Genomic DNA, 21,620 nt, shown 5'->3' with positions numbered 1-21,620 from the left:
CCGCCCTTTTCTGTTACAATCGTTTACATTGTGCGGATTTTAATAGATTCCTATGGTATTTGAGAGCTGCGGTCTGGGTATAGAATGAAGGGGGGAAAGAGGCTGACCCTGGGCCAGGCGAGTCTGTTCCTGGGGGTAAGCCAGACCACCCTCCGTCATTGGACCGATGAGGGCATGGTAAAGGCCTTTGTCACCCCGGGTGGCCACCGCCGGTATGAGGAGGCGGACCTGGAAGCCTTTCTGCGGAGCCATCACAAGGCCCAGGGAGTGAAAGGCCTGGTGGCCCGGATAGAAGAACGCGCCCTCCAGCAGGGGATGGCCCGCCAATACTTCTTGGCCAGGCCCTGGTATGGGGCCCTGGGAGAAGAGCAACGCCTCCAGTTCAGGGAGAGGGGGAGAAGGCTGGTTGAGCTCCTTGTCCTCCATATTACCCACCCCTCCCGCCGGGAGGCCTTGCTGGAAGAGGCCCGGGCCCTGGGGGAGGAATACGGCCGGCACCTTGGGGGGCTGGGCCTGCCCCTCCCGGAGGCCCTGGAGGTCTTCACCCTTTACCGCAGCGGCATTGTGGATAGCGCCCTGGAGGTGCTTCGGGACCGCCAGCCGGTCAACAGGAGGGCCCTTGAGGCCTTTCCTCGGGTAATCGGGCTGATGGACCGGGTCCTTCTTTCCCTGGTCGAGGCCTATCAAAAGGAGGTCCCCTGATGCTATCTGTAACCCGTCTCCTGCTGGGGCTTCCCATGCCAGGCGACTCCCTGCGCTACGGCCCGGCCCGGCACCGCCGCCCGGTGGTGGTGTGGAACCTCACCCAGCGCTGTAACCTCCACTGCCTCCACTGCTATGCCGAGGCCAGGGAGAGGACAGAGGGAGAACTGAGTACGGCCGAGGGCAAGGCCCTGCTGGAAGACCTGGCCAGCTACGGCGTCCCGGTCGTCCTCTTCTCGGGGGGGGAACCCACTATCAGGGAGGACCTCCTGGAGCTGGTGGCCCATGCCACTCAAAGGGGAATGAAGGCGGTAATCTCCACCAATGGCACCCTCATCACCGGGGAGATGGCCTCGGCCCTGAAGAAAGCCGGGGTTTCCTACGTGGGGGTGAGCCTGGACGGGCTGGAGGAGGCCCATGACCGCTTCCGCGGGAAAAAGGGGGCCTTCCGGGAGGCCCTCCAGGGGCTGGGGCATATACGAGAGGCGGGGATAAGGACGGGGGTGCGCTTCACCCTCACCCGCCACAATGCCCCCCAGGTCCCCGCCATCTTCGACCTTGTCAGGGATGAAGGGATTGACCGCCTGTGTTTCTATCACCTGGTGTATTCCGGGCGGGGCTCAAAGCTAAAGGACTGGGACCTGGGGCCACAGGAGACCCGGGACCTCATGGACCTCATCTTCCAGCGCACCCGGGAGCTGAACAGGAACGGGATGCGGGAGGTCATGACGGTGGACAACCACGCCGACAGCGTCTATCTCTACCTCAGGCTCCGGGAGGGTGAGCCGGGCAGGGCGGAAGATATCTACCGGGAACTCTTAAAGAACGGGGGGAACAGCTCAGGGGTGGGCATCGGGGCCATAGATGAGAGGGGAGGGGTCCACCCCGACCAGTTCTGGAGGCATTATTCCCTGGGTAATTTGAAGGAGAGGCCCTTTTCCCGGATATGGGAAGACCCCTCCCAGCCCCTCCTCCAGTCCCTCAGGGAGCGGAGGAAACACCTCACCGGGCGCTGTGGCCTCTGCCGCTACCAGGAGCTCTGCGGGGGCAACTTCCGGGTCCGGGCGGAGGCGGTCCATGGCGATATATGGGCCCCCGACCCCGCCTGCTACCTCAGCGACGAGGAGATAGGCCTTGCCTGAGAGGGACTCCCCCGTCCTGGTCTTCTGGGAGTTGACGAAGGCCTGTCCCCTGGCCTGCCGCCACTGCCGGGCGGTGGCCCAGCCCCAGCGCCACCCCCTGGAGCTCACCACCCAGGAGGGCAGGGACCTCATAGACCAGGTAAAAGCCATGGGCACCCCCCTTCTCATCCTGACCGGTGGGGACGCCATGGCCCGCCCCGACCTCCTGGAGCTCATCGCCTACGGGGTGGGGCGGGGCCTGCGGGTCTCCCTGGCCCCCAGCGCCACCTCCCGCCTGAGCAAGGACTTCCTGGAAAGGGCCAGGGCCCTGGGGGCGGGGCGCCTCTCCATCAGCCTGGATGGCTCCACCCACCAGGTCCACGACGGCTTCCGGGGGATGGCCGGCTCCTTCCAGCAGACCCTGAAAGCCATGGACAGGGTGAAGGAGGCAGGCCTTCCCTTCCAGGTCAGCACCACCCTGACCCGCCATAACCTCCATGACCTCCCTGCCCTGGCCACATTTGTGGCGGCCTCCGGGGCAATGCTGTGGGACCTCTTCTTCCTGGTGCCCACGGGCCGGGCCCAGAAAGAGGACGGGATTTTGCCTCAGGAGCACGAGGAGGTCTATCGCTGGCTCTACCGCCTCTCCCGGGAGGCCCCCTTTGAGATAAAGACTACCGCCGCCGAGGCCTACCGCCGGGTGGTGCTTCAGCAGGGAGGGAATAACCGCGCCTGGGTAAACGATGGCCGGGGCTGTCTCTTCGTCTCCCACATCGGGGAGGTCAACCCCTCCGGCTTCCTCCCCCTCTGCGCGGGGAATGTGAGGGTGACGCCCCTGGCCCAGCTCTACCGGGATTCGCCCATCTTCCGGGACCTGAGGGACCCGGAGCGGCTCAAGGGGAAGTGCGGTGTCTGCAAGTACCGCACCACCTGCGGCGGCTCCCGGGCCCGGGCCTATGCCCTGACCGGCGACTACCTGGAAGCCGACCCAAGCTGTATCTATCAGCCGGATGGAGGATGAGGCGGGACGGCATGGACGAGAAGCTTCTGGAGCGCCTCCAGCGGGGTGTCCCCCTGGTGAGGAGGCCCTTCCAGGCCCTGGGCCGGGAGCTTGGTATGAATGATGTCCTGGAACGGGTACGCCGGCTCAAGGAGGAGGGGCTGGTCCGAGAAATTGCCGGCATCTTTCAGGCCCGGGCCCTGGGATACAAGACCGCCCTGGTGGCCCTGAAGGTCCGGCCGCAGGGGCTGGAGGAGGCGGCCCGGGCTATCAACCCCCACCCCGGGGTGAGCCACAACTACGCCCGGGAACATGACTATGACCTCTGGTTCACCCTCGCCCTCCCCGGGGAGCAGGACCTCCGGGCCGAGGCCCTCCGCCTGGGAGAGGCCGCCGGGGCGGAGGACACTCTCTTCCTGCCAACATTACAGGTCTTCAAGATAGGCGTCCTCTTCTCCCCCTCCGGCCAGACCCTGCCCGTGGAGGCTGGGGACTCGGCCCGGCCCCTTCGCCTTTCTGAGCAAGTGAAACTTGCAGTGCGGGCACTCCAGCAGGACCTGCCGCTGGAAGAGGAGCCCTTCGCAGCCCTGGCCGAAAGGGCGGGCCTGGAGGAAAGAGTCCTCCTGGCCCAGGCCCGGAGGCTCAAGGAGAAGGGGGCCATGCGCCGCTATGCCGCCCTCCTCTGGCACCGCAAGATGGGCTTTTCCGCCAATGCCCTCGGCTGCTGGGCCGTGCCAGAGGCAAAGCTGGGGACGGTGGGGAGGCACTTTGCCGTCCTCCCCCAGGTGAGCCACTGCTACCAGCGCCCGGCATATCCCCACTGGCAATACAGCCTCTATACCATGACCCATGCCCCCTCCCGGGAGGAGTGCCTGGCCCTGGCCCGGCACCTCTCCAGGGAGAGCGGAACGGACGATTATCTTGTCCTGTTCAGCACCAGGGAGTTCAAGAAAGAGAACGCGAGATATTTCTGGTAGCCATGTCTTACTATCCGATTGTGCTCAAGCTGGAGGGCCGGCCTTGCCTGGTGGTGGGGGGTGGGGTGGTGGCCGAAAGGAAGGCCGTCTCCCTCCTGGAGGCGGGGGCCCGGGTGAGGGTGGTAGCCCCCCGCTTCACCCCCAGGCTTGAAGCCCTGGGGAAAGAAGGGGTGGTGGAGCTGGTCCCCAGGGAATACCAGGGCCAGGACCTGGATGGGGTGGCCCTGGTTATCTCCGCCGCCTCACGGCGGGAGGTGAACGCCCGGGTCGCCCGGGAGGCCGGGGAAAGGGGCCTGCTGGTGAATGTGGTGGACAGCCCCAAAGAGTGCAGTTTCATCGTACCCTCGGTGGTCCGCCGGGGGGGCCTTATCCTGGCCATCTCCACCAGTGGCCTGAGCCCTGCCCTGGCCCGCTACCTGCGGGAGGAGCTGGAGGAGGAGTTCGGGGAGGAGTATGGCCCCCTCCTGGAGCTCCTGGCGGAGCTACGGCCAAAGGCCCAGGGGCGCACCCTGGAGGCCCTGCGCCAGTCCCTCGGGCCTGCCCTGGAGCTCCTGCGCCAGGGGAAAAGGGAGGAGGCCCGAGACACCCTTTCCCGGGCCATGAGGATATAGGCTTGTTCCTGCTTGCCGTTGGCCTCAGCCACAAGACAGCCCCCCTGGAGGTGCGGGAGAGGGCAGCCCTCACCCCCGAGGCGGTGAAGTCCGCCCTCCGCTCCCTGCCCCGGCATATCCTGGGGGGGGTAATCCTCTCCACCTGCAACCGCAGTGAGGTCTACGCCCTGGGGACCGATTCATCCCTCTCCCCGCAGGAACTGGAGGACTTCCTCAGCTCCCAGCGTGGGCGGGAGCTGGGAAACTTCTCCCCGTATACATATAGCTACACCCAGGAGGAGGCCATGCGCCACCTTTTCCGGGTGACGGCGGGGGTGGACTCCATGGTCCTGGGGGAAGACCAGATTCAGGGGCAGGTGCGCCAGGCCCTGGACCTGGCCCTGGCGGCCCGCTCCTGCCCCCGGCCCCTCTCCCGCCTCTTCCGCCATGCCCTCATGGTGGGCAAGAGGGCAAGGCGTGAGACCCTCATCTCCCACTACCCAGTCTCGGTGAGCCATGTGGCTGTCCTCCTGGCCCGCAAGCTCCTGGGGGACCTGGCCCCCTGTAACATCATCATCATCAGCGCCGGGGAGACGGGGAAGCTCACCGGCAAGATAGTGAAGGGATGCGGAGCGGGCCAGGTGATGGTCACCAACCGGACCTATTCTCGGGCCCAGGCCCTGGCCCGCACTCTGGGTGGCCAGGCCGTTCCCTTCTCCCAGCTCCCCCGGGTCATGGCCGCATCGGATATTGTTATCAGCAGCACCGGGGCCCCCGGCTTCATCCTGGGCCCCTCCCAGGTAGCGGAGTCCATGGCGGGAAGGCCCCAGCGGCCCCTCCTGCTCATTGATATCGCCGTGCCCAGGGACATTGACCCCGGCGTGAAAGGCATACCCGGGGTCTCCCTATATAACATAGACGACCTCCAGGCCATCTCCCAGGTAGGCCTGGAGGAGCGGCAGAGGGAGGTCAAGAGGGTGGAGGCCATCGTGGAGGAGGAGATAGGGAGGGCCAAACGCTGGTGGCGGGCCCAGGAGGCCGTCCCCGCCATCGTCGCCCTGAGGGAGAAGGCCGAGGCCATCCGGCAGAGGGAAGTTGAGAAGAGCCTCAAGGCCCTGGGCCTCCCGCCCCATGGCCGGGAGAGGGTGGACCGGCTCACCAAGGCCATCCTGAACAAGCTCCTCCACCCCACCATCACCAGGCTCAAGCGGGACCCGGGCCTCCGCCAGGCCGCCCTTGAGCTCTTCGGCCTGGAGGAAAAGCCCCCTGAATAGGCCCCTCGTCCTGGGCTCCCGGGGAAGCCTGCTGGCCCTGACCCAGACCCAGGAGGTGCTGGAAGGCCTTCAGGCCCTCTATCCTCGCCGGGAGTTCAGCATCAGAAAGATAGAGACCCGGGGGGACATACTGCGGGATGTGCCCCTGTCCCGGATAGGGGGGAAAGGGGTCTTTGTCAAGGAGGTCCAGGAGGCCCTCCGGCGGGGGGAGGTGGATATGGCCGTCCACAGCTTCAAGGACCTGCCCACCGAGCCCAATCCCGGCATCACCGTGGCCTGCATCACCCGCCGTCTGGACCCCAGGGATGCCCTGGTATCCCGGGAGGGCCTGTCCCTGGACGGGCTGCCCCCCGGGGCCAGGGTGGGGACCTCCAGCCCCCGCCGCTCCGCCCAGCTAAAAGCCTTCCGCCCCGACCTGGCCCTGGTGGAAATGAGGGGCAACATGGACACCCGGCTGAGGAAGGTGGCCTCCGGCATGGTGGAGACGGCGGTGGTGGCGGCGGCGGGGCTCCTCCGCCTGGGCTGGGGGGATAGGATTAGCCAGTTTATCCCGCCGGAGATTTGCCTGCCCTCGGTGGGGCAGGGGGCCCTGGCAGTGGAGATGAGGGAGGGGGATGCGGAACTGGCGGAGATGCTGGCCGCCCTGGACCACCCCCCCACCCGCCTGGCCATCACAGCAGAAAGGGCCTTCCTGGAGGCCCTGGGGGGCGGTTGTCATTACCCCATCGCCGCCCTGGGGGAGATGGCTGGCCAACGCCTCCTCCTCCAGGGGCTGGTGGCCTCCCCCACCGGGGAAAGGGTGCTCCGGGACAAGGCCGAGGGGGAAAACCCCGAGGCCACCGGCCGGGCATTGGCCCAGAAGCTCCTGGAGCAGGGGGCAGGGGAAATCTTGAAGGAGGTGGCCCTCTGATGGAAACAGGGAAGGTGTATCTTGTAGGGGCGGGGCCGGGGGACCCGGGGCTTATCACTTTCAAGGGCCTCCAGCTCCTCCATCATGCCCAGGTGGTGGTCTATGATCGCCTGGTGGCAAAGGACCTGCTGAAGTGCCCCCCTAAAGGGGCGGAGCTTATCTATGCGGGAAAGGCCCGCGGGGTAAGGGCCTTTGACCAAGAGGAGATAAACCGGACCCTCATAGAGAAGGCCCGGGAGGGGAAACTCGTGGTCCGGCTTAAAGGGGGAGACCCCTTTGTCCTGGGGAGGGGTGGGGAGGAGGCGGAGGCCCTGGCCCGGGCCGGGGTCCCCTTTGAGGTGGTCCCCGGCGTCTCCTCTGCCGTAGCCGCCCCTGCCTATGCCGGCATCCCGGTAACCCACCGCCAGTTTGCCTCCTCCTTCGCCGTCATCACCGGGCAACCCGGGGAGGAAAAGGAACGCCTGGACTGGGCCCGGCTGGCTGGGGGGGCGGATACCCTGGTCTTCCTCATGGGGGTGGAGAACCTGTCCAGGATTGCCCGGGAGCTCATCCGCCACGGCCGACCCCCCACCACCCCCGCCGCCCTCATCCAGTGGGGGACCCGCCCTCAGCAGAGAACTATTACGGCCACATTACAGGACATCGCCGCCAGGACCAAGGAGGAAAAGCTGGCCCCCCCGGCGGTGCTGGTGGTTGGAGAGGTGGTGAGCCTGCGCCCCCTCCTTTCCTGGTTTGAAAAGAAGCCCCTCCTGGGGAAAAGGGTGCTGGTCACACGGCCCACCACTGAGGCTAGCCGCCTCTCCGCCCTCCTGGCCCGGGAGGGTGCCCAGCCAGTGGAGGTCCCCACCATAGAGACCTATTCTGCCCCCAGCCCGCGCCTGGACAGGGCCCTGGACAGGCTGGGGGAATACGACTGGGTGGTCTTTACCAGCCCGAAGGGGATAGAGGCCTTCTTTGAGAGACTCTTCGCCCGGGGAAAGGACGCCCGGGCCCTGGGCCAGGCCCGCCTCCTGGCCATCGGCCCCGCCACGGGAGAGTCCCTGAAACCCTATGGCCTCCGCGCGGACCTGGTCCCCCGGGAGTATTCCACCGAGGGCATCGCCAGGGAGATGGCCTCCCAGGACCTGAAGGGTACCCGCGTCCTCCTCCCCCGCACCAACCTTGCGGGGGAGGGGCTGGGGGAAGGGCTCCGGGCCCTGGGGGCCAGGGTGGACCAGGCGGTGGCCTACCGGACCCGCCTCACAAAAGAAAGGGACATCAAGAAGAAAATAAAGGGGATAGACATGGTCGCCTTCACCAGCTCCTCCACCGTCCAGGGCCTCTTCCGGGCCCTGAGGGGGAGCTGGGAGGCCCTGGCCGGTGCCCGGGTGGCCTGCATCGGCCCCCAGACCGCCGACACCGCCAAGGGGCTGGGCCTGAAGGTAGATATAGAAGCCCCGGAACACACCATCCCCGGCCTGGTGAGGGCCATGGTGGAATACTGCCAGAAAGGAGCGGGATGAGCACTTTTCCTCAGCTGAGGCTGCGGAGGCTGCGCCGCACTCAGGGCCTGCGGGGTCTGGTCCGGGAGACCAGGCTCTCCGTCCAGGACCTGGTCTATCCCCTCTTTGTGGTCCCCGGCCGGGCCCAGCGCCAGGAAATTACCTCCATGCCCGGTATCTGCCGCCTCTCCCCTGATATGGCCGCTAAGGAGGCGGAGGAGGCCCACAAGCTGGGCATCCCGGCTGTCCTACTCTTCGGCATCCCTTCGCGGAAGGACGAGGAGGGCTCAGAGGCCTGTGACCCCCGGGGCATCGTCCAGGAGGCCATACGGGAGATAAAGGGGACTGTGCCGGAACTTGTGGTCATCACCGATGTCTGCCTCTGTGAATATACTACCCACGGCCACTGCGGGGTGGTGACAGGGGGGGAGGTGGACAACGATCGCACTCTGGAGCTCCTGGCCCGCGCTGCCCTCTCCCAGGCCGAGGCCAGGGCTGATATCGTGGCCCCCTCCGCCATGATGGACGGGCAGGTGGCCTCTATCCGGGAGAGGCTGGATGAGCAGGGCTTCTCCCATATCCCCATCATGGCCTATTCCGCCAAATACGCCTCCGCCTTCTTTGAGCCCTTCCGCGAGGCGGTGGAGTCCGCCCCCAAGTTCGGCCACCGCCGGGGCTACCAGATGGACCCCGCCAATGTCCGGGAGGCCATGAGGGAGATTGAGCAGGATGTGATGGAGGGGGCCGATATCATCCTGGTCAAGCCCGCTCTCGCCTACCTGGATGTCATCGCCCAGGCCAGGGACAACTTCCCGTATCCCCTGGCCGCCTACAATGTCAGCGGGGAATACGCCATGGTGAAGGCCGCCGCCCAAAATGGCTGGCTGGAGGAGAGGAGGGCCGCCCTGGAGGTCCTCACCGCCATCAAGAGGGCGGGGACGGACTTCATCATCACCTACCACGCCAAGGAGGCCGCCCGGTGGCTGAAAGAGGGCTAGTGCTTAGTTACAATAATTCCCGTCACAAAAGTGAGCAGAGACCCTTCGCTTCGCTCAGGGTGACAACATAGATGTGTCATTCTGAGCATAGCGAAGAATCTCGTTTCGCTGATTTCCGCAAGCAAGCACTAGTCCTCTTTATCTGTGTGGGCAACACCTGCCGCAGCCAGATGGCCGAGGCCCTGTTCAACCACTACGCCCCGCCGGGCTGGAGGGCTGTCTCCGCGGGGACCCAGCCAGGGAAGGAAGTCCACCCCCTGGCCCTGAAAGCCCTGAAGGAGATAGGGATTGAACACCAGGGCCGGCCCAAGCCCCTGACCGGGGACATGCTGGTCAAGGCTTCCCTCATAGTAGCAGTGTGCACTGAGGCCGAGGCGTGTCCGGTGGTGCCTGGGAAGAAGATAGAGCACTGGGGCATCCCCGACCCCTTCAGCCCCAACGATGATAAATATCTGCCCCTTTACCGGGAGGCCCGGGATATCATTAAGGAAAAGGTCCTCAAGCTGGTAGAGAAGCTGGCCAAAGGATGAAGACCGAAAAGTCGCAGCAGCTTTTCGCCCAGGCCCAGGAATACCTGGTGGGGGGGGTGAACAGCCCGGTGAGGGCCTTTAAGGGGGTGGGGGGCGAGCCCCTGTTCATCAGGAGGGGGAAGGGCTCCCATATCTGGGACGAGGACGGCAACGAGTATATCGACTATGTCCTCTCCTGGGGCCCCCTTATCCTGGGCCACGCCCACCCCGGGGTGATAAGGGCAATAAAGAAACAGGCCTCCCTGGGCACCAGCTTCGGCGCTCCCACCGTCCTGGAGACGGAGCTGGCCCGGCTTATCTGCTCGGCCCTGCCCTCCGTTGAGAAGCTCCGCTTTGTCAGCTCGGGCACCGAGGCCTGCCTTTCTGCCCTGCGGCTGGCGCGGGCCTATACCAAAAGGGAGAAGGTCATCAAGTTCGCCGGGTGCTACCACGGCCACGGCGATAGCTTTCTTGCCCGGGCGGGTTCAGGGGTGGCCACCCTGGGCCTCCCCGATAGCCCGGGGGTCCCCTCCTCCCTGGCCCGGGACACCATCGTCTTGCCCTACAATGACCTGGAGGCGGTCGCCACCGCCTTCGGCCGGCAGGGGGAGGAGGTGGCGGCGGTCATTGTGGAGCCAGCGGCCGCCAACATGGGGGTGGTCCCCCCCCACCCCGGCTTCCTGGAGGGCCTCCGGGAGATAACCCGCCGCTACGGCGCCCTTCTGATTTTTGATGAGGTCATCACCGGCTTCCGGGTGGGGTGGGGAGGGGCCCAGGGCCTCTTCGGCGTTGCCCCTGACCTCACCACCCTGGGGAAGGTCATCGGGGGCGGGCTCCCCGCAGCGGCCTTCGGGGGGAATGGGGAAATCATGGAGCTCCTGGCCCCCTCCGGCCCTGTTTACCAGGCGGGGACCCTCTCCGGGAACCCCCTGGCCATGGCGGCAGGGCTGGAGACCCTGAAGGCCCTGTCCCGCCCCGGAGTATATGAGGCCCTGGAGAAAAAGGCCTCCCTCCTGGAAAGGGGGCTGGGGGGGGCCGCAAAAAGGGCAGGGATACCCGGCAGCGTGAACCGGGTGGGCTCCCTCCTCACGCTTTTCTTCGCCCCAGGGCCGGTAACCGATTACGCCTCCGCCCTGGCCTCGGACCGGGAGGCCTACCGGCGGTTCTTCTGGAAGATGCTGGGAGAGGGGGTATATCTCCCGCCTTCCCCCTTTGAGGCCTGGTTCCTTTCCCTGGCCCACACCCACCGGGATATTCAGGCCACCCTGGCCGCCGCCGGGTCCGCCCTGGGGGAGAGACGAATAGGGAAAGGGCCAAAGTGATATAATGCCCTTGAGGGGATATTGTGCGGAAAAAGATAGAGGGCCTCATCCTCTACGAGGCCCCCAAGCTCCGGGAACCTTATCTGGTGGCGGGCTTCTCCGGCTGGCCCAACGCCGGGGAGGTGGCCACGGGGGCAGTGGGCTATCTCAAGGACAAGCTCCGGGCCACCCGCTTCGCCGAGATAAGCCCCGAGGAATACTACGACTTCACCTCCCAGCGCCCCGCGGTGGTGGTGGAGGGAGGCTCGCTCAAAGCCCTCAGCTTCCCAGCCAATGAGTTTTTCCACTGCAAGGGCAAGAAGAAGGGCCATGACCTCATCCTCCTCCTGGGGAACGAGCCCCATCTCCGCTGGCTCCACTTCTGCCAGGCCCTTCTGGAAGTGGCCCGGGCTTTTCGGGTGGTCCGGGTTATCGCCCTGGGCGCGGTCTTTGACCGTCTGCCCCATACCATAGAGCCCCGGGTAACAGGGATTGTCAACCGGGCCCGGCTGAAAGAGGGGCTGGGGCGCTTGGGGATTGAGCTCACGGACTACCGGGGCCCCTCCAGCTTCCATTCCACCCTCCTTATGGCCTGCACCCGCCGGCGCATGGACGCCCTGAGTATCTGGGGCCATGTCCCCCACTACATATCGGTGGCCAACCCCCAGGTCTGCCTCACGCTGGTGAACAAGCTGGTGGGGATGCTGGACCTGGAACTGGACCTCTCCGACCTGGAAAGGCCCGCCCAGGAGCTGGGCCGGGTCCTGGACCAACTCATGGCCCAGAACCCGCAGCTGAAGGGCCACGTGGAGACCCTGGAAAAGGAATACGGCCGGGAAAAGACCCCCTCCCCCCTCCACCCCGAGGATGTCCTGAAAGATGTGGAGGAATTCCTCAAGAGGGAAAGGGGGGGCTAGTCTCTATCCCTCAAAGGCCCTGAGGATGATGGAGCCGTTGATGCCGCCGAAGCCGAAAGAGTTGGAGAGGGCGACCCTCACCGGGGCCTTCCGGGCTATATTGGGGACATAGTCCAGGTCGCACTGGGGGTCGGGGTGCTGGTAGTTGATGGTGGGGGGGATGATGCCTTCCCTTATGGTGAGGACAGAGAAGATGGCCTCCACCGCCCCCGCCGCCCCCCACATGTGGCCCAGCATGGACTTGTTGGAGCTCACCGCCAGCTTCTTGGCGTGTTCTCCAAAGGCCCTTTTTATGGCCCGGGTCTCCGAGACATCGTTGGCCTTGGTGGAGGTGCCGTGGGCATTGATGTAGTCCACCTCCTCCGGCCCTAGCCCCGCATCCCTGAGGGCCATCGTCATACAGTGGGCGGGCCCCGTCCCGTCGGGGGAGGGGGAGGTGTAGTGGTAGGCATCGCAGTTGTGGCCCCACCCCACCACCTCGGCATAGATTTTTGCCCCCCTTCCTAGGGCATGGCCCAGCTCCTCAAGAAGCAAAATGCCGGCCCCCTCGGAGCTGACAAATCCGTCCCGGGTGGCATCAAAGGGGCGGCTGGCCCGCTGGGGGTCTCTATTATTCCTGGTAGTGGCCCCGGTGGCGTCCAGCCCGGCGAAGAAAGTCTCCATAATGCCCGCATCGGTCCCGCCGGCGATGAAGGCGTCGGCCTCCCCTATCTGGATGAGACGGAAGGCCAGGCCCAGGGCGTTGGTGCCGGTGGAACAGGCCTCCACGGGGCAGTGCTGGGGCCCCCGGGCCCGGAAAAGGATGGACACTACCGCTGCCGCCATGTTGGGACAGGTGGTCACCATGAAGAAGGGGGAGACCTGGCTGTGGGCCCCCTGCATCACCAGGGCATGGGCCTGCTCAAAGCTGTGGTATGTGCCCATACCGGTCCCGATGACCGTCCCCACCCGGTCCTCATTGCCGGAATCTATCTTTAGCCCTGAATCCCCCACCGCCATCCGGGCGGCGGCGACCGCAAATTGGATAAAGCGGTCCATGCGCCGGGATGTCTTTTCATCCATGAAGTCCAGGGGGTTGAAGCCTTTGACCTCCCCAGCAACCTGACATTTGAAGGGGGAGGGGTCAAAAAAGGTTACCGGCCCGATACCCGACCGGCCCTCCCGCAGGGCCTGCCAGGAAGGCTCCACGCCTATTCCCAGGGGGGTAACCGACCCCATACCGGTGATAACCACCCTTTTCATCACTGCCTCCCTATCCAGAAACCGCCGTCTAGCATCCCTCTTGAAAGGGGAATTTTAGCCCAGATAGGGCAATTTGTAAAGCCGCTAGGAGAGGCGGAAGGCCAGGACAAGGATAACGGCGAAAATGGTGCTGTAGGCCACCTCCTGCCTCCCCAGGGCCCGGATAGACGCAGGCCTCGCCCCGAGAAAGACGGCCAGGAATACCTTGAAAGCGAGGGGGACGAAGGCCAGCAGGGTCCAGAGGGGAACCAGCCCCCCCAGGCCCAGGCCCAGGAGGAGAGGCCAGAGTAGGGCTTGATAGAGGAGGACATCCCGCCCCAGCCCCAGGCGCTTCCTTAAGGGGCACTCCCCCTTGCGGCGCACCATCATCTTGACAAAGAAGACGCTGGAGCCCAGGTAAAGGAAGACCAGCAGCCCCAGGAAGGCCCCTATCTCATTCAGGACCCCCAGGGAGGCATAATAGGCACCCCAGGCCCCCAGGGACAGCCCCCCAATCCCCACCAGCTCCCCCCACCAGGCCCTCTCCTTCCTGTGCCTCACCAGGAGGATGTGCCCCAGGAGGGCAAGGCCGGCGACAGCCCCCAGCGGCAGGATAAACCATCGCCCCCAGAGGAGAAGGGGCACCGCAAAGAGAAGCGCCAGGCCCAGGTATATCAAGCCCCAGAGGCCCTGCCGGCGGCCGAAATTCCCCCTGCCCAGGGTCTCCAGGGGCTCCCGGAGCAGGAACAGAGACAGGGCCGAGAGGACAAAGAAAAGAGCGGCCCATGAAACTCCTGCAACCCCTATCCCCACCACCATGGCGGTGAGGCTCATGGCCCAGGGCCCTGGCTCGCCGGGGATGGGAGGGGCTAGCGGGTCTTTATGATCCGGGCGACCCATTCCCCGGGGGCTTCTTTATGCATATGGCAGAGGAACTGGCCTTCCCTTTCCTCATAGAGGACCTGGCAGATAGGTGCGACAGCAGAGTCGCTTACGAGCTTTATGCTATCCCCCGTCATAGCCCGGTCAAAGACGTCCAGGAGACGTCTCTGGCTCTCCCGGGGCGGGCGTTGCGAAACATCCAAGAGGAGATTTCTTCTCATTTCTCTCCCTCCTCTTCTATTCTAGTCTGGATAGTAAAGATGTCTGCGACTTTTGTCTCGCCCTATACCAGCTCCTGGAGGACCCCGCGGTTCAGGATTGTGATGTGCTTTCTTTCTGCCTTTATGGCCCCCATGGCCTCCAGGCCTTTCAGGCTCCGCCCCACCATCTCCCGGGCGGTGCCCACCAGGGCGGCCATCTCCTGCTGGGTGAGCCGGTGCTCCCCTTCCCCCTCATATTCCAGGAGCATCTTGGCAAGGCGGGAGGTAACATGGCGGAAGGAGAGGTCCTCCACCAGTGCCACCAGGTGCCTCAGCCGCTGGGAAAAGACCCGGAGGACATTCTCGGCTACCCTGGGGTAACGGCGCAGGAACTCCAGCATCTTCTCCTTGGGAATGCCCCATATAATGGTGGGCTCCAGGGACACGGCGGTGGCGGGGTTGGGGCCATCATCAAAGAGGGGGACATCGTTGAAGGAATCGCCGTGCCGCATCACCCTCAGCACCTGTTCCCTCCCGTCCACCGAGGTCTTGACTATCTTCACCGAGCCCCTGGCCACAAAATACACCGCCAGGCAGGGCTCCCCTTCCATGGCGATGACCTCATTGCGGTCACAGGTCCTCTCAAAGACCGCCCGGCGGATGTCTTCTATCTCCTCGGCCCTTAGCCCTGCAAAATAGGGGAGGGCGGCGATGAAGACCGGACTTATCATTTTGCCGCCAGGGGGAGGGTGAAATAGAAGGTGCTGCCCTGTCCCACCCGGCTCTCCGCCCAGACCCTCCCCCCCTGGGCCTCCACCAAGGCCTTCACCACCGCCAGGCCAATGCCCGAGCCTCCGGAACGGTGTCCGTGAAAGCGCTGGAAGAGGTAGGGCATGTCCTCCGGCGGGATGCCAGGGCCAGTATCGGAAAGGGAGAGGACCAGCTCGCCGGGGGCGGGCCTGGCCTCAAAGAGTATGCGCCCCCCCGCCGGGGTGTAGCGCAGAGCGTTGGCGAGGAGATTGTGCAGGACCTGGAGCACCCTCTGAGGGTCCGCCAGCACCCGGGGCAGGGCCGGGGGGAGGTCCCTTTCCAGGCGAATGGCCTTCTCCCCCGCCTGGGGCCCTACCACTACCAGGGCCTGCCCGGCTACCTCACCGATATCCAGGGGGACGGGCTTGACCTCCAGCCTGCCGGCATCGGCCAGGGACAGGGTGCGCAGGTCGGTGACCAGGCGGGAGAGGACCACCACTTGGCTGTTGAGGGAGGAGAGGTGCTCCGGGGTGGGGGGCAGGACCCCGTCCACCATGGCCTCCATATTTCCCTGGATTACCGTGAGAGGGGTGCGGAGCTCGTGGGCCACCTCGGCCACAAACTGTCGCCTCAGCTCCTCCTGTTTCCCCAGGGCCTCGGCCATGGCATTCATAGCCCGGGCCAGCTCCCCCATCTCGTCCCGAGAGCCTGTTTCTACCCTCTGGCTGAAGTCCCCGCCAGCCATTTTCTTCGCCGCCCCTGCCATCCGGCGCAGGGGCTGGGCCAGGTATCGGGAGAAGAAGAGGGCCAGCAAAGCTGCCACCCCTGCCGCCAGGATCCCCGCCGCCCACAGGGAGCGGTTTACTCCCTGGAGGAAGGCCTGCTCCTCCTGGCCCAGCCCCATCATGGGGCCCCTCCCCCACATCATCCCCCGCCCCATTCCCTCCCCCATCCGGCCGATATCCTCCAGGTAGAGACCGAACTCCCCCTGGGTGGAACGGCTCACCAGGTAGGCGGCCAGGGCCACCGCCACCACCGCCACCAGGACAAAGGCCCCTGCCAGCTTAAGGGCCAGCCGCGGCATCCCCCACCTCCAGCTTGTAGCCTACCCCCCTCACTGTGGCAATACAATGGCAGCCGAGGGGGGAAAGCTTCTGGCGCAGGTTCTTGATGTGGGCATCAATGGTCCGTTCGTAGCCCTCAAAGGCCTCCCCCTGGACCTGGTCCAGGAACTGCATGCGGGTGAAGACCCTCCCCGGGTGCTGGGCCAGGACGGAGAGGAGCCTGAACTCGGTGGAGGTAAGCTCCACCACCTGCCCCCGGCAACGGACCTCATACTTGTCCAGGTCCAGGACCAGCTCCCCCGCCTTTATTTCCTGGGGAGGAGCGGGGGGCTGGCTCCTTCTAAGCACCGCCTTCACCCGGGCCACCACCTCCCGGGGGCTGAAGGGCTTGGTCACATAGTCATCGGCCCCTATCTCCAGCCCTACCACCCGGTCCACCTCCTCGTCACGCGCTGTGAGCATGAGAATGGGGATTGAAGAATCCTTGCGGAAGGCCCGGCAGACCTCCAGGCCGTCGCCGTCGGGGAGGATCAGGTCCAGCACCACCAAGTCGGGCCTGAGGCGTGAAAATGCCTCCCGGGCCTCCCCGGCGGTGAGGGCGTGGAAGACCTCAAAGCCCTCCCTTTCCAGATAGAGGCGGAGGATGTCGATAATCTTCCTCTCATCCTCCACCACCAGTATTCTCTTCCCGGCCACAGCCCCATTATAGCCTAGGGAAGAGAGGCAAAAAAGAAGAGGGGCGGGGTTCTGCCCCGCCCCTCCGGGCCAACCTACCAGTCCCAGCCACCCATCATGCCACGGCCCATCATGCCACCACCCCTGCCCCAGCCCCTGCCACGGCCGGGAGCGTTGAGGCCGGGGGTAGCATTAGGGTCACCCTGGTACCCGCCCCCCATCATGGGGCAGTAGGGGCCAGTACCGGGACCCCAGGTGGAGGTGGCGGTGAATCTGGTCTGCACCAGCGCCTGCACCCTCGCGGTGACGGTCTCCAGCGCCTGCTGGGCCTGCTCAGGGGTCAGGCGGCCATACTTCACCTTGATGTCCAGCATTTCTTTGTGGGGTGCCAGTATGGTCGCCACCAGGCTCTCGGTGGGCACCCCCTTGGCCGCAGCCAGCTCGCTCAGGGTGGCCCCACCCTCCAGCTGAGTCAGGAGCTCCGCGGGGGTAATCCCCAGGAGCTGAGCAACCCGTTCCTGGGCGCTCACGTCCCACAGGCCACGGTAGGCGGGATAGTATCCCACTGTCGCCTCGTCGCTTTGGGCCAGGACCGCCGCCGGGACGGCCAGCAGGGCCAGGAGCCCCACCACCATCAGGACCATGAACCATCTCTTTTTCATTCCTCTTACCTCCTTTCACCTGATATTATGGAGGAGCCATGTGAACGGAATGTGAACGCACGATAGGGAGTTGGTGAAGAAGGCCCCGGGGGTCTTTTTCTATTTTCGGCTATAATGCCCCGGAGGGAGGGAACATGTTTTTCTGGGCAAGGCCCCGGCTGGGGGTAGTGGAGTTCACCGGCCTCCTGGGGGGAGGGCCCCGGCTGATGACCTATATCCGCCTGCTGGAGGGGCTGAGGAGAAGCCGGCGGGTCAAGGGGGTGGTCCTGGAGATTGATTCCCCGGGGGGACTGGTTACCGCCTCGGACTACCTTTTCACCACCGCCTCCCGGCTGGCCTCCCAGAAGCCACTGGTGGCCTTTGTGCGGGGGATGGGGGCCTCCGGGGCCTATATGCTGGCCTCAGCCTGCCACAAGATAGTGGCCCTGCCCTCCGCCCTGGTGGGCTCCATCGGGGTCATCTCCGTCCGCCCGGTAGTGCCCGAACTCCTCCAGAAGCTGGGGGTAAAGTTCACCGTGGCCAAAGGGGGCCGCCTCAAGGACGCGGGGGCCTTCTGGCGGGAGCCCACCGCAGAGGAGGCGCAGAAGGACCAGGAGCTGGTCCTGGAGTACTACGAGGACTTTATCCAGACGGTGGCCCGGGGGAGGAAGCTGGACCCGGATAGGGTGAGGGAGCTGGCGACCGGGGAGGCGTTCACCGCCAGGAGGGGCAAGGAGCTGGGCCTGGTGGACGAGCTGGGGGATATGGAGCGTGCCCTGGACCTGGCGGCGGAGATGGCCAAAATCCCCCGCCGATATTCCTACGCCAGGCCCCCCAGGAGCCTTCGGGAGAGGTTGCTGGGGGGTTTCGCCTCCTCCCTGGCGGAGGAGGCCCTGGCACACCTCTTCAACCGCTTCTATTACCTGGGCTAGGGTTCAGCGTATAGCCGGCGAAGACAGGCGCTGAACGCTCACAGCCCACCACACCCCGTTATCTGGCCGTCAAAGGGCGGGGGGCCAGGGCCAGGAGCCTGTCCACCGCTTCCCGGGGGAGGTCCACGGATCCCAGGGGGGTATCAATGCCCTTCTCCAGGCCGTGATAGTCGCTGCCCCCCAGGGGGATAAGCCCCAGCTTTCTGGCCAGGCCAGCGAGATGCTCCACCTTCTCAGGGGTATAGTCGCCGTAGTAGGCTTCCATCCCCACCAGCCCCAGCCTCTTGAGCCGGCGGAGAATGGGCTCCAGGGGCACTGCGCCAATATCCAGGGGATGGGCCAGGACGGGCAGGCCCCCGGCGATGCGGATGAGCCGCACACCCTCCTCGGGGCTCAGGTGGTCCCTGTCCACATAGGCCGGCCTTCCCCGCCCGATATACAGCAGGAAGGCCTGTCGGATGTCGGGGACATAGCCCTTCTCCGCCATGGCCTGGGCGATATGGGGGCGGCCCAGGGACTCGCCCCCGGACAGCTCCAGTATCCTCTCCCAGCTTAAAGGCAGGCCCAGGCCCTTGAGCTTTTCCACAATCTTCCCCGCCCTCTCCACCCGGGAAAGCCGCAGACGCTCCAGGGTAGATACCAGGGTAGGATGGGAGGGGTCAAAGAAGTAGCCCAGGATATGCACCTCCCCGTTGGGGATGAGGGTCGCCACCTCCACCCCGGGGATGAAGAGAAGGCCGGGGAAGATTTTTGCCTCCGCCTGGGCGGGGGCGATGCCGGATACCGAATCGTGGTCGGTGAGGGCGATGACCTCCAGCCCCAGCCTGGCGGCCTGCTGGACTATTTCCCGGGGGCTCAGCCGCCCGTCCGACGCTGTGGAATGGAGGTGGAGGTCAGCCCTCGTCCCCCACCTCCCGGATGATTCGGTCTATCTTTCGGGCCCTGCCCGAGGCCTCATCTATATCCACTAGAACGGCATTGAATGTCACCCGGCCCTTGCCCACGGGGAGGCGATGGGGGAGAAGGGTAAGAAAGCGCTGGAGGACCGCTTCCACCTCAACCCCGATGACCGAGTCCATCGGACCGGTCATGCCAATATCGGTAACATAGGCCGTGCCCCGGGGCAGGACCCTCCAGTCAATGGTGCCCACATGGGTGTGGGTGCCGAGGACGGCGCTCACCCTCCCGTCCAGATACCAGCCCATGGCATTCTTCTCCGAGGTGGCCTCAGCATGGAAGTCCACGATAACCACTGGCGGGTGGTCTCTCTCCTGGGCCAGGAGCTGGTCCATTCCCCGGAAGGGGCAGTCAAAGTTGCCCATAAAGGTCCTGCCCACCAGGTTGACCACCATAGCCTTTTCCAGGATGACATAGCCCCTCCCGGGGGCCTGGGGGGGATAGTTGAGGGGCCTGAGGACAGGCCGCTGGCCGCCCAGGTAGGGATATATCTCCTTGTGTTCCCAGATATGATTGCCGGAGGTTATGACATCCACCCCCAGGGCGAAGAGCTCCTCTGCCGTCTCCGGGGTGAGTCCCTGCCCCCCGGCCACATTTTCCCCATTGACGATAACCAGGTCCAGCCCGTATTCCTGCCGGAGCCGGGGCAAGACCAGCCCGAGTGCCCTCCGGCCGGGGCGGCCCACCACATCCCCCACCATCAAGAGGCGCATGAAGTCCTACCCCTGAAAAACGCTGTTTTTCAGGGGGCCCCAGTTTGGCCGCCACAATCTTCGGGGCCTCCATGCAAAAGAGCGAAGCGAATTCTTCATGGGGTATCTACTATTTGGCGACGTCCACAGCCCGGGTCTCCCGGATGACGGTGACCTTTATCTGGCCGGGGTATTCCAGGCCCTCCTCAATCTTCTTGGCGATGTCCCTGGCCAGCCTCATGGCCCCCAGGTCGTCCACCGCCTCGGGCTTCACCATAATCCTGACCTCCCGTCCGGCCTGGATGGCAAAGGCCTCGGCCACACCGGGGAGGCTCCTGGCGATGTCCTCCAGGGCCTTGATGCGCTGGAGGTATCTCTCCACCGACTCTGCCCTGGCCCCGGGGCGGCCCCCGGAGAGGGCATCGGCGGCAGCCACAATGAAGCCCTCCACCGAGGTGGTGTCGGACTCGCCGTGGTGCTGGGCAATGCCCTGGACAACCTGAGGGGAGCGGTCCCACTGCTCTACCAGCCGGGCCCCTATCAGCGCATGGGTCCCCTCCACCTCATGGTCCACTGCCTTGCCAATGTCATGGAGGAGGCCGGCTTTCCTGGCCAGCCTCCCATCGGCCCCGATCTCTGCAGCTATGAGCCCTGCCAGGTTGGCTACCTCCAGGCTATGGGCCAGGACATTCTGGCCGTAGCTGGTGCGGTATTTTAGCCTGCCCAGGAGCTTCACCAGCTCGGGGTGAAGACCCGGGACCCCTGCCTTGACCACCGCCTCTTCCCCGGCAGCCACCATGGACTGCTCCACCTCGGCCCTGGCCTTTTCCACTATTTCCTCAATGCGGGCGGGGTGGATGCGGCCGTCCCGGATGAGCCTCTCCAGGGCAATTCGGGCTACCTCCCGCCTTACGGGGTCAAAGCTGGAGAGGGCTACGGCCTCGGGGGTATCATCAATGATGAGTTCTACCCCAGTGGCCTGTTCCAGGGCCCGGATATTGCGCCCCTCCCGGCCAATGAGCCTGCCTTTCATCTCGTCGCTGGGCAGGACCACCACCGAGACCGTGGTCTCGCCGACCACATCCTGGGCACACCGCTGAAGGGCCTGGGCCAGCACCTCCCGGGCACGGGCCTCGCCATCGGCCCTCGCCTCCACCTCCCACTGCCGCACCTTTCGGGAGGCCTCCTCCCGGACCTCTCCTTCCAGCTCCTTCAGAAGGATGGCCCTGGCCTCCTGGCCGGTAAGTCCCGCCACGGCCTCAAGCTCCTGTGTGTGTTTCTTCTTGACGTCCTCTATCTGGTTCTTGAGGCTCTGGATTTCCTTTTCCCGGTCCTGAAGCTGGCGGTCCCGGCGGTCCAGGCCCTCCCGGCGGCGCTCCAGGGTCTCCTCCTTCTGGGAGGCCCTCCGCTCCGTTCGGCCTAGCTCCGCGCGTCGCTCCCGGTATTCCGCCTCCGCCTGGGTGCGCAGGCGGATACCCTCCTCCTTGGCCTCTAGAAGGGACTCCCTATCCCGGGCCCTGGCCCGGGCCAGGATCTCCTCGGCCTGCTTCTCCGCCGCCTTCTTCTTCCTGAGGTCCAGGAACTGGAGGAGGAGGTAACTGAGTAGCCCCCCTGCCACCAGGGAGGCTATTGCCACTAACAGTATCTGCATCAACTTTCACCCCCTGGCTATTTTTGCCCGGCTGGGGGGTTAACCAGACAATGCTATCACCTTCAGCCCTAAGGGTCAAGGAAAAATACGGCAGGCCTTTGCCTGACGGCAGATCAGCGTAGTAGGATTCGTGTCGGCGGGTATCACTTGAAGAGCAAGATGGTCTCACTCATGC

At 65.2% G+C, this 21,620-nt stretch carries 23 protein-coding genes; 13 read left to right on the top strand and 10 right to left on the bottom strand.

Annotation, left to right across the window (positions count from 1 at the left end; genetic code table 11):
* Window positions 1–84: 84 nt before the first annotated feature.
* The 12 genes from KJ624_04535 to KJ624_04480 all read left to right on the top strand — a co-directional run bounded on the left by KJ624_04535 (window position 85) and on the right by KJ624_04480 (window position 11,780).
* A complete protein-coding gene (locus tag KJ624_04535) occupies window positions 85–702 on the top strand; it encodes a helix-turn-helix domain-containing protein (protein MBU2009093.1) in 618 nt (205 codons plus the stop codon).
* A complete protein-coding gene (locus tag KJ624_04530; protein MBU2009092.1) occupies window positions 702–1,844 on the top strand; it encodes a radical SAM protein in 1,143 nt (380 codons plus the stop codon). The genes KJ624_04535 and KJ624_04530 overlap by 1 nt, the downstream gene beginning before the upstream one ends.
* Window positions 1,837–2,844: a radical SAM protein gene (locus KJ624_04525; GenBank protein MBU2009091.1), complete on the top strand. Its 1,008-nt coding sequence runs from the start codon at window positions 1,837–1,839 to the stop codon at window positions 2,842–2,844. Before KJ624_04530 ends, KJ624_04525 begins: the two co-directional genes overlap by 8 nt.
* Before the next feature lie 11 nt (window positions 2,845–2,855).
* Window positions 2,856–3,800 (top strand): Lrp/AsnC family transcriptional regulator, encoded by a 945-nt coding sequence (locus KJ624_04520; protein ID MBU2009090.1) that lies wholly within the window; start codon window positions 2,856–2,858, stop codon window positions 3,798–3,800.
* 2 nt (window positions 3,801–3,802) lie between these two features.
* Window positions 3,803–4,411, top strand: a complete 609-nt coding sequence (locus tag KJ624_04515) for a bifunctional precorrin-2 dehydrogenase/sirohydrochlorin ferrochelatase (protein ID MBU2009089.1) — start codon at window positions 3,803–3,805, stop codon at window positions 4,409–4,411.
* A gap of 2 nt (window positions 4,412–4,413) precedes the next feature.
* On the top strand, window positions 4,414–5,664 hold the full coding sequence (gene hemA, locus KJ624_04510) for a glutamyl-tRNA reductase (GenBank protein ID MBU2009088.1): 1,251 nt from the start codon (window positions 4,414–4,416) through the stop codon (window positions 5,662–5,664).
* Complete coding sequence (gene hemC, locus KJ624_04505; GenBank protein MBU2009087.1) at window positions 5,657–6,574, top strand: hydroxymethylbilane synthase; 918 nt, start codon at window positions 5,657–5,659, stop codon at window positions 6,572–6,574. The genes hemA and hemC overlap by 8 nt, the downstream gene beginning before the upstream one ends.
* Window positions 6,574–8,076 carry a uroporphyrinogen-III C-methyltransferase gene (gene cobA / locus KJ624_04500; GenBank protein ID MBU2009086.1) on the top strand — a complete coding sequence of 501 codons (1,503 nt, stop codon included), beginning with the start codon at window positions 6,574–6,576 and terminating at the stop codon, window positions 8,074–8,076. The genes hemC and cobA overlap by 1 nt, the downstream gene beginning before the upstream one ends.
* Window positions 8,073–9,053: a porphobilinogen synthase gene (gene hemB / locus KJ624_04495; protein ID MBU2009085.1), complete on the top strand. Its 981-nt coding sequence runs from the start codon at window positions 8,073–8,075 to the stop codon at window positions 9,051–9,053. The genes cobA and hemB overlap by 4 nt, the downstream gene beginning before the upstream one ends.
* A 71-nt stretch (window positions 9,054–9,124) precedes the next feature.
* Complete coding sequence (locus KJ624_04490) at window positions 9,125–9,583, top strand: arsenate reductase ArsC (protein ID MBU2009084.1); 459 nt, start codon at window positions 9,125–9,127, stop codon at window positions 9,581–9,583.
* A complete protein-coding gene (gene hemL, locus KJ624_04485; protein MBU2009083.1) occupies window positions 9,580–10,884 on the top strand; it encodes a glutamate-1-semialdehyde 2,1-aminomutase in 1,305 nt (434 codons plus the stop codon). The genes KJ624_04490 and hemL overlap by 4 nt, the downstream gene beginning before the upstream one ends.
* A gap of 23 nt (window positions 10,885–10,907) precedes the next feature.
* On the top strand, window positions 10,908–11,780 hold the full coding sequence (locus KJ624_04480) for a PAC2 family protein (GenBank protein ID MBU2009082.1): 873 nt from the start codon (window positions 10,908–10,910) through the stop codon (window positions 11,778–11,780).
* A 3-nt stretch (window positions 11,781–11,783) separates the two neighbouring features.
* Here the strand turns inward: KJ624_04480 and fabF are convergent, their stop codons facing one another.
* The 7 genes from fabF to KJ624_04445 form a co-directional block, all read right to left on the bottom strand.
* Window positions 11,784–13,022, bottom strand: coding sequence for a beta-ketoacyl-ACP synthase II (gene fabF, locus KJ624_04475; GenBank protein MBU2009081.1), 1,239 nt, complete (start codon window positions 13,020–13,022; stop codon window positions 11,784–11,786).
* An 84-nt stretch (window positions 13,023–13,106) separates the two neighbouring features.
* A complete protein-coding gene (locus KJ624_04470; GenBank protein MBU2009080.1) occupies window positions 13,107–13,901 on the bottom strand; it encodes a YwiC-like family protein in 795 nt (264 codons plus the stop codon).
* Complete coding sequence (locus KJ624_04465; protein ID MBU2009079.1) at window positions 13,871–14,104, bottom strand: DUF2249 domain-containing protein; 234 nt, start codon at window positions 14,102–14,104, stop codon at window positions 13,871–13,873. Before KJ624_04465 ends, KJ624_04470 begins: the two co-directional genes overlap by 31 nt.
* Window positions 14,105–14,166: 62 nt before the next feature.
* Complete coding sequence (locus KJ624_04460; protein ID MBU2009078.1) at window positions 14,167–14,814, bottom strand: Crp/Fnr family transcriptional regulator; 648 nt, start codon at window positions 14,812–14,814, stop codon at window positions 14,167–14,169.
* Entirely contained in the window at window positions 14,811–15,917 is a 1,107-nt protein-coding gene (locus KJ624_04455; protein MBU2009077.1) for a HAMP domain-containing protein, read from the bottom strand. Before KJ624_04455 ends, KJ624_04460 begins: the two co-directional genes overlap by 4 nt.
* Window positions 15,898–16,593: a response regulator transcription factor gene (locus KJ624_04450; protein ID MBU2009076.1), complete on the bottom strand. Its 696-nt coding sequence runs from the start codon at window positions 16,591–16,593 to the stop codon at window positions 15,898–15,900. Before KJ624_04450 ends, KJ624_04455 begins: the two co-directional genes overlap by 20 nt.
* A 74-nt stretch (window positions 16,594–16,667) precedes the next feature.
* Entirely contained in the window at window positions 16,668–17,234 is a 567-nt protein-coding gene (locus tag KJ624_04445) for a YckD family protein (GenBank protein ID MBU2009075.1), read from the bottom strand.
* Window positions 17,235–17,368: 134 nt separating this feature from the next.
* Between KJ624_04445 and sppA the strand changes: the two genes are divergently transcribed.
* Window positions 17,369–18,145 (top strand): signal peptide peptidase SppA, encoded by a 777-nt coding sequence (gene sppA / locus KJ624_04440; protein MBU2009074.1) that lies wholly within the window; start codon window positions 17,369–17,371, stop codon window positions 18,143–18,145.
* Between the two features lie 58 nt (window positions 18,146–18,203).
* On the opposite strand, the gene KJ624_04435 is transcribed toward sppA, so the two are convergent.
* The 3 genes from KJ624_04435 to rny all read right to left on the bottom strand — a co-directional run bounded on the left by KJ624_04435 (window position 18,204) and on the right by rny (window position 21,445).
* Window positions 18,204–19,004, bottom strand: coding sequence for a PHP domain-containing protein (locus KJ624_04435; GenBank protein MBU2009073.1), 801 nt, complete (start codon window positions 19,002–19,004; stop codon window positions 18,204–18,206).
* 34 nt (window positions 19,005–19,038) lie between these two features.
* Window positions 19,039–19,815, bottom strand: coding sequence for a TIGR00282 family metallophosphoesterase (locus KJ624_04430; protein ID MBU2009072.1), 777 nt, complete (start codon window positions 19,813–19,815; stop codon window positions 19,039–19,041).
* 109 nt (window positions 19,816–19,924) lie between these two features.
* Entirely contained in the window at window positions 19,925–21,445 is a 1,521-nt protein-coding gene (gene rny / locus KJ624_04425; protein MBU2009071.1) for a ribonuclease Y, read from the bottom strand.
* Between the last annotated feature and the right edge of the window lie 175 nt (window positions 21,446–21,620).

The sequence above is a fragment of the Chloroflexota bacterium genome (genome assembly GCA_018825785.1).
Lineage (GTDB): Bacteria > Chloroflexota > Dehalococcoidia > JACVQG01 > JAHKAY01 > JAHKAY01.
Note: the sequence above shows the minus strand (reverse complement) of the source record. Positions and strands in the feature narration are given on the sequence as shown.

What these genes read in the sequence shown, in the direction of transcription:
- KJ624_04535 (MBU2009093.1), top strand. Translation starts at nt 85, where the DNA reads ATGAAGGGGGGAAAGAGGCTGACCCTGGGCCAGGCGAGTCTGTTCCTG.
- KJ624_04530 (MBU2009092.1), top strand. Translation starts at nt 702, where the DNA reads ATGCTATCTGTAACCCGTCTCCTGCTGGGGCTTCCCATGCCAGGCGAC.
- KJ624_04520 (MBU2009090.1), top strand. Translation starts at nt 2,856, where the DNA reads ATGGACGAGAAGCTTCTGGAGCGCCTCCAGCGGGGTGTCCCCCTGGTG.
- KJ624_04515 (MBU2009089.1), top strand. Translation starts at nt 3,803, where the DNA reads ATGTCTTACTATCCGATTGTGCTCAAGCTGGAGGGCCGGCCTTGCCTG.
- cobA (MBU2009086.1), top strand. Translation starts at nt 6,574, where the DNA reads ATGGAAACAGGGAAGGTGTATCTTGTAGGGGCGGGGCCGGGGGACCCG.
- hemB (MBU2009085.1), top strand. Translation starts at nt 8,073, where the DNA reads ATGAGCACTTTTCCTCAGCTGAGGCTGCGGAGGCTGCGCCGCACTCAG.
- KJ624_04490 (MBU2009084.1), top strand. Translation starts at nt 9,125, where the DNA reads ATGTGTCATTCTGAGCATAGCGAAGAATCTCGTTTCGCTGATTTCCGC.
- hemL (MBU2009083.1), top strand. Translation starts at nt 9,580, where the DNA reads ATGAAGACCGAAAAGTCGCAGCAGCTTTTCGCCCAGGCCCAGGAATAC.
- fabF (MBU2009081.1), bottom strand. Translation starts at nt 13,022, where the DNA reads ATGAAAAGGGTGGTTATCACCGGTATGGGGTCGGTTACCCCCCTGGGA.
- KJ624_04470 (MBU2009080.1), bottom strand. Translation starts at nt 13,901, where the DNA reads ATGGGTCGCCCGGATCATAAAGACCCGCTAGCCCCTCCCATCCCCGGC.
- KJ624_04465 (MBU2009079.1), bottom strand. Translation starts at nt 14,104, where the DNA reads ATGAGAAGAAATCTCCTCTTGGATGTTTCGCAACGCCCGCCCCGGGAG.
- KJ624_04460 (MBU2009078.1), bottom strand. Translation starts at nt 14,814, where the DNA reads ATGATAAGTCCGGTCTTCATCGCCGCCCTCCCCTATTTTGCAGGGCTA.
- KJ624_04455 (MBU2009077.1), bottom strand. Translation starts at nt 15,917, where the DNA reads ATGCCGCGGCTGGCCCTTAAGCTGGCAGGGGCCTTTGTCCTGGTGGCG.
- KJ624_04445 (MBU2009075.1), bottom strand. Translation starts at nt 17,234, where the DNA reads ATGAAAAAGAGATGGTTCATGGTCCTGATGGTGGTGGGGCTCCTGGCC.
- sppA (MBU2009074.1), top strand. Translation starts at nt 17,369, where the DNA reads ATGTTTTTCTGGGCAAGGCCCCGGCTGGGGGTAGTGGAGTTCACCGGC.
- KJ624_04430 (MBU2009072.1), bottom strand. Translation starts at nt 19,815, where the DNA reads ATGCGCCTCTTGATGGTGGGGGATGTGGTGGGCCGCCCCGGCCGGAGG.
- rny (MBU2009071.1), bottom strand. Translation starts at nt 21,445, where the DNA reads ATGCAGATACTGTTAGTGGCAATAGCCTCCCTGGTGGCAGGGGGGCTA.